Consider the following 11567-nt stretch of genomic DNA (forward strand, 5'->3'; position numbering starts at 1 on the left):
CCCGTATGTCGCGGCAACTGAAAATAGGGATCGGCACCGGATGGATGATTGTCATCCTGCTTGCCTGCGCTGCGGGAATCAAGGCACAGGTCATTAAAGGAGCCATCATTGCCGGATTCAACCTTTCGCAGGTGGACGGCGACGAGATCTATGGTTTTAAGAAATTCGGCGCAAATGTAGGTGCATCGGCCATCATTCCCCTGGCTGACCACTGGGAGGTATCGCTCGAAACCCTTTTCAGCCAGAAAGGTTCGCGCCAGGGACCCCAACGGGATGATTCGATCAGCGGGGAATACAAACTGAAACTGAATTACCTGGATATCCCCTTGGTTGTTCATTACAACGATAAAGACCGGTTGATGTTTGGTCTGGGATTTTCCTACGGAAGGCTCACCAGCGTTGAAGAATATGAACACGGTAGGAGGATTGAAACGACCACCCTTGATGGGCCTTACGCGAGGGATGACATCAATGCCATCGCCGATATCCGGTTCAGGATTTACAAAGGATTGAAATTCAATGTCAGGTATGCCTATTCGTTGAAAAAGATCCGAACGCGTGAATATTCTCCGCCCAATGTAGATCCCTGGAAACGTGATCAATTCAACAATTTCTGGTCCTTCCGGATGGTATACGTGATCAATGAAAAGCAGTCGGAACGGATTAAAAATGAAAATCCACCGAACTAACCAACGCGATCCTGTTTTTCCAGCAGCTTTTTCGCCATCCCACGTGCGATCATTGCACACCGGCCATAGTCTTCATCCGTTGCAGCACCTTTAGCCTGGACCGGCTCACCGACAACTTCCCATCCGATGTCTTCAGCAAACTGCCCGATGGCTTTCACTCCGCCGCCTCCCCAGGCTGCAGATCCGAAAACTCCGAGAAACCGGTCCCTGATGCCCGTGTTCAGGATCTTGCTGATCAGGGCTTCAACCGACGGGTAGAGCCCCCCGTTGTAAGCAGGGCTTCCCATCATCACACCCCTGTAAAGGAACAGATCGCTCAGGATATAGGACAGATGTGTGCGTGAAGTATCGTAAATGCGGAGATCACGGATCCCTTCTTCGGAAAGGATACGGCCAAGGTAATCCGCCATTTTTTCCGTATGTCCGTACATGGAACCAAATGCGATGACGACACCGTTTTCAGCTTCGAACCGGCTCCATTTCAGGTACTGCTCCTGGATCCAGCCGGGATTCTTTCTCCAGACCGGCCCGTGGGTTGGGGCTATGATCCTGATATCAGTATTTTCAAGGCTTTTTGCTGCCCTTTGGACCGGGTTCCAGTACTTGCCGACGATGTTGGCATAATAACGGCGTATCTCACTTTCATAAAGGGAAAGATTCAATTCATCATCAAAAATGCCGCCGTCCAGTGTGCCGAAGGAGCCGAATCCATCTCCTGAAAAAAGGATCTTTGATGCCGGATCATAGGTCATCATCGTCTCGGGCCAGTGAAGCATCGGCGTCAGAAAGAACTTCAGATGCCAGTCTCCCGTCTCAAGGGTAAGCGTGTCGTCGATGGCCACAAGGTTGTCACGTACCTGGTAAAACTGCTCCAGGATTTTGAAGGTTTTGCTGTTTCCAACAAGCTTCAGCTCAGGGTACTTCGTTATCACCGACCGAATGGCCCCGGAATGATCGGGTTCCAGGTGATTGATGATCAGGTAATCCACTTTTCCGTCAGGTCCAAGCACCCGCGATATTTTCTCCAGGAACTCATCGCATTTGGAGGCTTCCACCGTGTCGATCAAAACGTTCGTATGCCCTTTGATCAGGTAGGAGTTATAGGCCACTCCCTTTTCCAGGGGCCAGAGGTTCTCAAACAGGTGCGTTCTGCGGTCGTTGACGCCGATCCAGAAAATGTTTTCTGCAAGGGGAATGGGATAGATCATGGGGATAAGATGAAGTAAAATTTCAATGCGTTCGTTCTGCAAATAATGATGCACAAAGATAATCAAAGGTGCAAATCCCAGGGCAAGCCCCGGGGAATTTGCCCATACCGGTAAAACGATTAAAAATTGAAACGAACACCGGCCATGAAATTCAGGGTTGCCTGCGGGAAATAACCGTTCATCATAAGATCCTGATCTTCATAGACATAACGGTACACCCAGGCGTCGGTTTCATACCTGGCATTGAAAAGATTGTTGATCATAAGGTTGATCCCGATCTCATCAATGATTTTGGTCTGAATGGAGTAATCGATCAACAGATGATTCACAAAATACGGATCCAGCTTGCGGGAATCACTTTCAGTATTGTCAATATATTGCCTGCTAACATATTTCGATATCAGGTTTACCGTCAGGCCCTTCACCGGTTTATAGGTGATCAGGTTGTTGAAGATCAGGGCAGGGGAGAAGGAGAGATCGGCCAGACCCAGGTAATTCGCTTCCTGGGTCCACGTATCCCAGTTATCCACATACTCCGTAAAATCCAGTATTTTGTTACGGCTGAGGCCGAGATTGGCATCCAGCGTCAGGTTCTTCAGGATCTTGATTACGATGCCGGTTTCAAGACCTGTCCGGTAACTTCGCGGTACGTTCACCATGATGGGATCTCCGACGTTATTGATCTCACCCGTCAGAACAAGCTGGTCGTTGTAATCCATGTAATAAGCGTTGACATTCAGTTCAACATTCCCTGAATGAAAAGCATAGCCCAGTTCATAATCGTGAAGGGTTTCGTGACGTGGCTGATACCCTTCATCGGCATCCAGGTAATTTCTCCGGCTGGGTTCCCTGTTGGCCATTCCCCAGAATCCATACAGGCTGTGCTGATCGGTGATCGCATAGTGAATTCCCAGCTTTGGATTAACGAAATGGAAAACAGGCCCAAGATCAACCTCCTGCAGGTTATCGTGTGTTCCTTCAATTTTGTAATGGATTTCCCTGTATTGAACATCAGCAAACAGTCGCAGGGATTTATGGAGAAAATAATCGCCCTTGACATAGAGGTTAAAATCGGATTTTTCTCCGGTGTTTTCATACCACGGCCTGTCCTTATCCACCACAACGGCATCCCTTGCCCAGAGTACATAGCCATAGTGATCACCCCGGTAGCGGTTGTAGGCACCCCCGCCGGTCAGCTGGAGCTTGCCTGAAGGGTGGTAAAGTGTGCTGAACGTAATGCCTGCAAAGTGATTATCGAGCCATTTCTGACGAATCAGATCAGAGCGAAGAACGGCCGTATCCGGCTTGAAAATCCCGTCCCCGTAGTCTTCCAGCTTCTGGTCCGTCTTATAGTTCTCATAATAGCCCTTACCCCTGACATAGAACAAAGCGGCGTTAAAAATGGTAGATTTCCCGAATTCGCGGGTAAACAACAGCTGATAATGATCCTGACGGTATTTATCGATCTGGTTATCATAATAGTGAACCGTGCCGTCATCGCCCACATATTCGCCGGCGGGATTATAGGTGCGGTTGGTCGTCAGCGAATCATAGGGAACGCCCTCCCAGGCGTGATAGGTTTGTTCATTGCCTGAAAAAACAGCCAGTTTGAGGATGCTTTTTGCATCAAAATAGGCACCTGAAAGGTAGTAGGAATACAATTCTGATGATGCCCGGTCAATATAACCATCGGATGAGATCCTTGACAGTCGTCCATCAAACGTCCACCTGTCGTTGATCAGGCCTGAACCGAGGGAGATTTTATTTTTCAAGCTGTTGAAGCTGCCATAGGAAGATTCGATCCTGGCATAGGGTTCGGTTTCGATGGATTGCGTTTTGAAATTGATGCTGGCTCCAAAAGTGGCCGCTCCATTGGTGGATGTACCTACGCCACGCTGAATCTGCACATTGTCCAGCGAAGATGCAAGATCGGGAATGTCGACCCAGTATACATTATGGGATTCCGGATCATTATAGGGGACTCCATTGATGGTCACGTTGATGCGCGTAATATCCGTCCCGCGGATCCTCAGGCCCGAATAGCCGATATCATTACCCGCGTCGGAGGTTGTTGTCAGCGAAGGAGTTGAACTTAACAGGAACGGGATATCCTTCCCGATATTCATTCGCCCGATCATCTCCTGCGTAACGTTCCTGTACGTCCCGGGTACGCCCTGGGCAATCCTTGTCGACTGGATCTGGACTTCCTCCTGCATGAGCGATGTTCTTACCATACGAATATCGATTTCAATATCCGAGGTCAGCGACAGTTCCCGTGTGTAATTTTCAAAACCGACAAAGGAAACTTCCACTTCATAAATTCCCTGTTGAAGATTACTCAGATGAAAGGTTCCGTCAGGACCGGAGGTGGTTCCCAGGAAAGTATTCCTGATGAGGATATTGGCGCCGGTGAGGGCTGTGCCCGTTTGGGCGTCGGTGACACGGCCGATGACAGACCATTGTGCGCTGGTGTAGCCTGTGCAGATTAAAAGCAATGCGATCAGAAAATTCAATTTTTTCATGGCCTGTTGAATCAAATAGCGGCATCAAACAGTTGACGCTGATTTATTGAGGGGAGCCGTAAAACCAATTATTGTCAGTAACATCCCTACGCCGGAACTACCCGGATCAGGTTCAAAGGGTATGATCTCAGCCCGTACTTTTGGGCACCCCTGCTATCCAACTGGATAACAATGCAAAGATACGATCTTTTTATGCAATCAGGAGACGCAGATGTGGAAAATACGGATGAAAATTTTTCACCAGCCAGCGGTAATCCTTCACTGCCTTCAGGAAATCACCGGTAAAAAGATGGGCAGGTGAGTTGTTCATTGCCGTTTCTTATGTTGATCAGGTGAAGCCCCTGTCAAGCTGCGAAAACTTTTTCTTCCGCCTGAGGTAATGATCAAAGACAACATAGCCTTTGTATATCTGAGAGCTTCGCGACTGGATCAGGGCTGATCGTTTCTTTCTGGATTGCTTCATGGTTGAATAGAACGCTGCATAGGCTTTGAAAACAGCCCAGAAATCCTTAAATCCCCCATCGATCAGAAATTTAAAGGAAGCCAGGATATCCATGAAGAACCGGATGGCCAAAACCCGCCTTCTCCTGGGATCCGGCAGGTTTTTATAGAGCATGATGATGTTATTTCGGATGTTCAGGTAGGTCTTGAAGGATGATCTCTTGGGAAGACTTCCCCCACCCACGTGGTAAACCGTGGATTCGGGGCAGTACATGATCCTGTAATTCAAATTTTTTAACCGCCAGCAAAGGTCAATCTCTTCCATATGGGCAAAAAAATCATCATCAAAGCCGCCAAACCTGTGAAAAAGTTCGGCCTTGATGAACATGCAGGCTCCAGTGGCCCAGAAGATCTCTTTTTGATCATCATACTGGCCGTGATCTTCCTCGAGGGATTGGAAGATTCTGCCCTGGCAAAACGGATACCCGAGGCGGTCAATGAATCCTCCTGCTGCTCCGGCATACTCGAATTTATTCCGTTCACTGAACGATCGTATTTTAGGCTGGCAGGCAGCGATAGTGGGATCACTCTCCATCAGGCGTATTACCGGTGGTATCCAGTTTGGCGTTACCAGTATGTCGTTGTTCAGTAAGATATAATAATCGGAATCCACGTGTTTCAATGCCAGGTTATAGCCGGAAGCAAATCCGGTATTTCGTTCGTTGTCAATTATTCTTACCCCTGGGAACATTTTACGGATATACCCTAATGATCCATCGGTTGATCCATTGTCTGCAACGATGATTTCCGTATCAGGCGGGGAGCAGCTGACGACCTGGGGAAAAAACTCTCTCAGGAACTTTTCCCCATTCCAATTCAATATGACGACCGCAATCCGTATCAAAAGATCAATGAATTATTTGCAGAGTTAAAAATACACAGTTTCCCTCAATCCTCCAACACCTCATCCATTTTCCATAATTCATCAGCCAACTTCAGTTATTCAAATCTTTGGTCTCATTCTTTAATCCTTAATTTTTTATATCTCCTCTCTCCTCTCTCCTCTCTCCTCTCGCTTATACTTCCATCTCCTGTGTGACCAGAGCCAGTTATAGGGGTTACTTCGGATGGATCCTTCCAGGAGCTGAACATAGCGTTCAATGATCTCATTCGGCTGTGTTTCCGCCGGGGTATCTGTTATTTTGGTCACTTCCATCTCATAAAATCCTCTCCTGGTTTGCTGAACATCCATAAAGATAACAGCCAGGTTCAGGCTGACGGCCATTTTTTCCAGACCCAGAAAAAAGGCCGTTTCCTGATTCAAAAAATTGGTCCAGTAGTGGATCTCATCTTTATGGGGTGTCTGATCGGAAGCCAGCATGGTAAGGGTCTGTTCATTGCGGTTCCTGACAAGGGCACGATAAATATGTTTGAAGGATATGACCTTAGAATGAATCATCAAGCGACTCCGTATTTTGTGGTAGTAGTCGTCGAAAAATTTATCAGATAAGGGTTTGACCACGGCAAAGCCGTGTAAGGGATAAATGCGCTGAAAACCGATCGGCATCCATTCCCAGTTACCTATATGGCCGATGGCCATGATCATGCTCTGTCCCGAATCCAGGATCTCATCGATGATGGCTGGATTTTTGAAATGCAGCCTGCTGACCAGTTGATCGCCGCTCATGGAACCAAGTTTCATGACCTCCAGTACAACATCAGCCAGGTGCCTGTAAAATTTTCGTGCAATCTGCCTGATCTCCGATTCTGATTTTTCAGGGAAGGCATTTCTGAGGTTGGAGAATACGACTTTTTTCCTATAGCGGAAAACGTAATATAATTTCAGGTAGAGAACATCCGAAAACATATACAATAGCGGAAACGGCAGCCAGGAAACGAATCGGGCAATGATCCTGAAAATGAAATAAAGGATGGCCATACCTAATCATAGGTTTCAGAGGTCAAAAATACGCGAAAAAGAGACGCCGTGCAAAGTGATCAGCGGGGATTGTCAAAATAATCGTCTATTTTGCTCCCCCAGTGATCTTCCATCTGGTCCTGGTCGAGGCCGTGGGGAGCATTACCACGCTCGTGGATCAGGAATTGCCATTGATAGTTCGCCAGTTCACCAATGGCGTCTGAATGGATCAATTCAAAATCATTGGTCGAAATTTCGCGGGAGTAGAAAACGAATTTTTTATTACGTTGATTTTTAAGCTGGTAGTAGTGCCAGATTTCGTAGGGATACGCATTGGGCTCATAATAACTTTCGGAAATCGCATTAGGAGAGCCATACTGCAGATACACTCTTCCCCGGTCAGTTTCGTATCCCTTCTTTGTCCTTGTCCTAAAGGAAGCGTCAGCCTTATCAACTTCTTCCCTGTAAATTTTCCAGGCCAGTTCCGGATTGAAGTTGTCACGGATCATCCAGAAGTTCAGAAAATATTTCTGAAGTGTTTCCAGGTCGGCTGTTTTTACCAGCGACTGGGCGAAGCTTTTCTCGACCTGGGTGGATATGGGCGAAAGCATGCGGACATATTCAGCCAGTGTATCGCGCCGGGCGATATTCTTAACGAAAGTATTTTCCAGGTTAATGCCGGCAATGTCAGCTACATTGATTTGCATATTCGGGTTGCTGCGCTGGAAAAACAGCTGGTTCGAAGCCAGCAGTTCGTTTTGTTTGTTCCTGAGTTCAATGACAAGATTATAGTTACCCGTCGGAAGGCGGGAGATGTCAAATTCATTAAAAATGACATTGACAGGTCGGGTATCTTCTCTTTTGATCCTGGTAAATTCAGCGATGGGTGTTTCCGTTTCAAAGGATTCAATCGAACAGGTAACCATAAATTTATCGGCTGTTCCGAGCACTTTTTCGGTATGATAGGCCTCAGCGTAAAAGGTCAGGCGATTCATCGTTTCCGGGAAGTAATTGCTAACGTACGGTACCAGGTCGTAACCGCTTTTCGCAAGGACATTCGGACTGTTGGAGGTGGAAAACGACTCGACGAGTTCAATGCCGGAAATGGTAACCGTGTCGGGGGGATAGTGAATAATGACAGGGCGTGAGATGACAACGGGGGGTAAATCCTTGTTTTTATCGGCGATCATCAGCTCGAAGTCGTAAGTGCCATCTGGCAGGGCGAACCGCTGCTGGTCGATGAAATTGAACTGAGATTTTGTTGTATCCGTAATTTCAGGGCTAAGCAGGTCGTATTTCTTAAATTCGACCACCTGGTCATTTAGCTTGAACAGCATCGTAATGTTCACAGCTCCCTGGTAGTAGCCATTGTCGATTGGCAAAAAGCGGATGCTTTGTGCAGCCACCGACAGATAAGTTTCCAGGTAGGGGCCGGTCTCCGGAGAATAGAAGGAGTTGTAGTACAGATAGGCTTTTATGTTCTGGGAGAGGGCCGGTGCCATCACGGCCAGAAGAAGGCCGGTAACGAAATAGCGATTCAGCGTTTTCATCGGAGTAAAGGAATAAAGTTGAACAAAGATAGTCTTAAAAGGATGAGCAGTCAACCATGAACAAGTTAAAGGCATATCCTTTGAAGTATACGGTCTGTCCTTTTCCTCTGTGCAGACTGCTGCGGGCTGTATCACCATTTGGCAGTGAAAATATTGGACCGTTGAGCGTCGCATAGCGGTGCAATGTCGGTAAATCGCTATCTTTGCACCGGAGAAATGGCAGAGCGGTCTAATGCGGCGGTCTTGAAAACCGTTGTCCTGGCGACGGGACCGGGGGTTCGAATCCCTCTTTCTCCGCGAGATACCCCGGAGGCGCTGAATTACCAAGCTTCCGGGATTTTTTAGCAGAAAAAACGGGACAAGATCGGGACATGAGTATAGAGAATAAAAAACTTAGAAAAAGTCCAGTAACTCTGCCGGATTATATTCCTGCCCGACTGGTGGAAGGCAAAGAATGGTATGTATTCTTTTATGCTCTGGATCCTTACTCTCAGAGGCTCCGCCGCAAGCGGGTGAAGTTCAACCGGATCAAAAACAAGCTTGAACGCCGCCGCATTGCCCAGCAACTGGTGGTTAAGATCAACCGGAAACTGGCCGAGGGATGGAATCCCTTCTTGGAAGAGCATGCACCCAAAGCATTTTACAAGCTCTCACAGGCTTCAGAAACTTTTTTGGCAGAGAAAAAAAAGGAGATGCGCCCGGATGGTTTCCGGTCCTACAAGTCTTTTATTGGTAGTTTGCAGGATTGGTTGGACACCACCAACCAAAAAGATATTAACATACTGGCGTTTAATAAATATTACGCGGTTGAACTTTTAGAAAGCATTTACAACCGGGACAACGTCAGCGAAAAAACCTACAACAACTACCTGATCTTTTACCGGCTGTTCTGGAACTGGCTAATTGAAAGGAATTACACCAACCACAATCCTTTCAAGGATCTTACCAAGAAAAAGGAGAAGCAGAAAAACCGGGACATCATTGATGAGGAGACCCGGGTGCGGATCAAAGAATACCTTGAAAAGGATGATTACCCCTATTTGATCATGTGCCTGATGGCTTTTCATGTGCTGATCCGTCCCAAAGAAATGACAGGAATCAAGATTAAGGACATTGACATGGAGAGACAGACAATCTTCATCCCGGCTCAATCGGCCAAAAATAATTCCGACCGTATCGGCACCATGCCGGACTATATGGTGGAAATGATCCGCAAGATGAACCTGGAACATCTGGATAAGGATTATTATCTTTTCTCTGAAGGTTTCTTGCCCGGCAAGGTAAAGATTGACAGCCGCAAGATTGCCAAACGATGGGAAAAACTCCGCAAGGATCTGAGCCTGCCCATGAACATTAAGTTTTATTCCCTTCGTGACAGCGGCATTATCCAGATGCTTGAGGACGGCATCTCGGCAGAATATGTCCGTCACCAGGCGGATCACTCCTCGCTGGACATGACCACCATTTATTCCAAGCATGCCCGTCCCGAGGGTATCGAGCAGATCAAACATAAATCAAAGGCTTTCTAAAGCAGCAAGGTTTCAAATTCAAAGGATACCTGGCTGGACTCATCAAAATTGATCTTCACTGTTTTAATGAAAAAAATCAGATTGTTGTACCGGTATTTCCGAGACAGGTCAAGCGACTTTATATCCCCAATGTGTCCATAGGCTTTGAATTTGAAAATCCGGACACCGCCCAGGTACCAGAAGAGAAATTCTTTCCAGTATTTTTCGTAGAAACCCCACTGGCCATGCCAGGATATGGACAGGTTTCCACATTGATTTCCATAGTAATCAAAATTTGAGGATGATCCAAACGGATAATCATCCATCCAGTTATCTTTCTTCATGCCATGGTACAAAAGCAACCTAAGCGAAAAGGTATTGGATTGAAAGTCAGGATAGCTTCGGCAGTTTCCTGCCTGTTCTGTTTTAGGCACCATCCAGGTTGCTATCCTGTCCGGGGAAGTGCTACCCCATTCCATGGCCAGGGAACCATTGGCAGCATCAATGGCAAATTCCCTGTTACCCTGGTAGTGTGGACTCAGACCGCTGCCACAATTCCACCAGCGGTTTTCATTGAAATTTTCACGAAAGCTCCAGACATAAAACGTATTGTCTTCATAACAGAAATAACAGTCATTGACCTGGTTGTCATCCATGGGCAAGTCTTCATATGACTGCACCGTTCCCCTGTAATGAAAGGATGAAATATCCTGAACTTTACTAGATGTATACTCATCTGAACCATCACCGGAGAAGGAAAACGCAAATCCTTTTTTAGTCTCAAACTCTAGGGAGATACTTTCGGAGGCAATCATCAGATTGAAGTCAAGACAGGTTGAATCCTTGAATACCTGGTCAATGGTTCGTGTGGTGACTTTGGATGTCTGGGGATCGATGAAAAAGATGATCCCCAGGTTAGCCATTTCATTTAAAAAGTCGGAGACCTTGATATGAGGGACATTATTGCACAGATTAAAGACTGAAGGAGGATCCAGCAGTAACTGGCTGTTGTCAAAAGAGGAATTTATGCAATGGGTGTTGAAAATGACCAGCCTGGACAAGTCAGTGTCTTTCAGAAATACATTGTCAATAAACTCAAAGCCATGGGATTTGAATATCTGGCAGTAGACATATCCAAGATATGGAAACGGGACAATGGGTGAATTCAGGTGATAAAATCCGTAGGCAGTTGTATAGAAGTTGACGCAATTAAAATGTTCACGGTAATAGGTCTGAAACTCGGTTCCATCGAAGAATTTCTCATCTTCCACAGGAAAGGCGTTGAAGTCCACCTGCGGAAACGATTTTTCGATCGTTTCCAGCAGGGTGACATACCAGGCACCCATGTCCCGGTTGCCACCCAGATCAATTTCAGATAGGTATTTCTCTCTGACCTGGTTAAGCAGGCTTGTATTGGATAGGATCAGTACCAGCTCCAGAGAAGAAAATGAAGTACCGATGACCTTTAATATTCCGGTAAAAAGCAAAGCGCCGGAATAATACAATCGGAAATCAAACCGGTTATCCTCAGGAAGCTTATAGTAAAAATAAGATGCGGGATAACTCAGTATCTTTTGATTGACTGGTGTATTGGGTACTTCAAACGGCAGGCTGTGATTCATTGTTTCCTGTCCCATGAAAATGGGCGATGACAACACAACAGACAATGACTGATGTTTAAGCTGCAGAAATTCACCGTTGACCCAGAGAGAGAACATGAGTGGATAGGAT

The 11567-nt window shown here is 46.6% G+C and carries 8 protein-coding genes, 1 tRNA gene and 1 riboswitch; of the genes, 3 read left to right on the top strand and 6 right to left on the bottom strand.

What is annotated here, in order from left to right; genetic code table 11:
* Window positions 1-5: 5 nt before the first annotated feature.
* Window positions 6-689 carry a porin family protein gene (locus tag PKI34_09455; protein ID HNS18032.1) on the top strand — a complete coding sequence of 228 codons (684 nt, stop codon included), beginning with the start codon at window positions 6-8 and terminating at the stop codon, window positions 687-689.
* Here PKI34_09455 and PKI34_09460 read toward each other — a convergent pair.
* The 5 genes from PKI34_09460 to PKI34_09480 form a co-directional block, all read right to left on the bottom strand.
* A complete protein-coding gene (locus PKI34_09460) occupies window positions 686-1897 on the bottom strand; it encodes an FprA family A-type flavoprotein (protein HNS18033.1) in 1212 nt (403 codons plus the stop codon). The genes PKI34_09455 and PKI34_09460 overlap by 4 nt on opposite strands.
* A gap of 119 nt (window positions 1898-2016) precedes the next feature.
* A complete protein-coding gene (locus PKI34_09465) occupies window positions 2017-4419 on the bottom strand; it encodes a TonB-dependent receptor (GenBank protein ID HNS18034.1) in 2403 nt (800 codons plus the stop codon).
* Window positions 4420-4484: 65 nt separating this feature from the next.
* A riboswitch (TPP riboswitch) is annotated at window positions 4485-4581 on the bottom strand.
* Between the two features lie 166 nt (window positions 4582-4747).
* Entirely contained in the window at window positions 4748-5764 is a 1017-nt protein-coding gene (locus tag PKI34_09470; protein ID HNS18035.1) for a glycosyltransferase family 2 protein, read from the bottom strand.
* 135 nt (window positions 5765-5899) lie between these two features.
* The gene (locus tag PKI34_09475; protein HNS18036.1) at window positions 5900-6799 is read right to left on the bottom strand and encodes a lysophospholipid acyltransferase family protein; all 900 of its coding nucleotides are present in this window, start codon (window positions 6797-6799) and stop codon (window positions 5900-5902) included.
* A 59-nt stretch (window positions 6800-6858) separates the two neighbouring features.
* Window positions 6859-8328 carry a GWxTD domain-containing protein gene (locus tag PKI34_09480; protein HNS18037.1) on the bottom strand — a complete coding sequence of 490 codons (1470 nt, stop codon included), beginning with the start codon at window positions 8326-8328 and terminating at the stop codon, window positions 6859-6861.
* A 210-nt stretch (window positions 8329-8538) separates the two neighbouring features.
* Here PKI34_09480 and PKI34_09485 point away from each other — a divergent pair.
* Both PKI34_09485 and PKI34_09490 read left to right on the top strand, forming a co-directional pair.
* Window positions 8539-8625: transfer RNA gene (locus tag PKI34_09485), tRNA-Ser, on the top strand.
* Window positions 8626-8699: 74 nt separating this feature from the next.
* Window positions 8700-9857 (top strand): site-specific integrase, encoded by a 1158-nt coding sequence (locus PKI34_09490; GenBank protein ID HNS18038.1) that lies wholly within the window; start codon window positions 8700-8702, stop codon window positions 9855-9857.
* Here the strand turns inward: PKI34_09490 and PKI34_09495 are convergent.
* On the bottom strand, window positions 9854-11554 hold the full coding sequence (locus PKI34_09495) for a hypothetical protein (protein HNS18039.1): 1701 nt from the start codon (window positions 11552-11554) through the stop codon (window positions 9854-9856). The two genes, PKI34_09490 and PKI34_09495, sit on opposite strands and share 4 nt — an antisense overlap.
* Window positions 11555-11567 lie beyond the last annotated feature (13 nt).

The organism is Bacteroidales bacterium, from assembly GCA_035342335.1.
In the GTDB taxonomy this organism is placed as follows: domain Bacteria; phylum Bacteroidota; class Bacteroidia; order Bacteroidales; family JAGONC01; genus JAGONC01.

Bases quoted from the DNA above. Each gene is read 5' to 3' on its own strand.
- PKI34_09455 (HNS18032.1), top strand. From the start codon at position 6: ATGTCGCGGCAACTGAAAATAGGGATCGGCACCGGATGGATGATTGTC.
- PKI34_09480 (HNS18037.1), bottom strand. From the start codon at position 8,328: ATGAAAACGCTGAATCGCTATTTCGTTACCGGCCTTCTTCTGGCCGTG.
- PKI34_09460 (HNS18033.1), bottom strand. From the start codon at position 1,897: ATGATCTATCCCATTCCCCTTGCAGAAAACATTTTCTGGATCGGCGTC.
- PKI34_09475 (HNS18036.1), bottom strand. From the start codon at position 6,799: ATGGCCATCCTTTATTTCATTTTCAGGATCATTGCCCGATTCGTTTCC.
- PKI34_09495 (HNS18039.1), bottom strand. From the start codon at position 11,554: ATGTTCTCTCTCTGGGTCAACGGTGAATTTCTGCAGCTTAAACATCAG.
- PKI34_09465 (HNS18034.1), bottom strand. From the start codon at position 4,419: ATGAAAAAATTGAATTTTCTGATCGCATTGCTTTTAATCTGCACAGGC.
- PKI34_09490 (HNS18038.1), top strand. From the start codon at position 8,700: ATGAGTATAGAGAATAAAAAACTTAGAAAAAGTCCAGTAACTCTGCCG.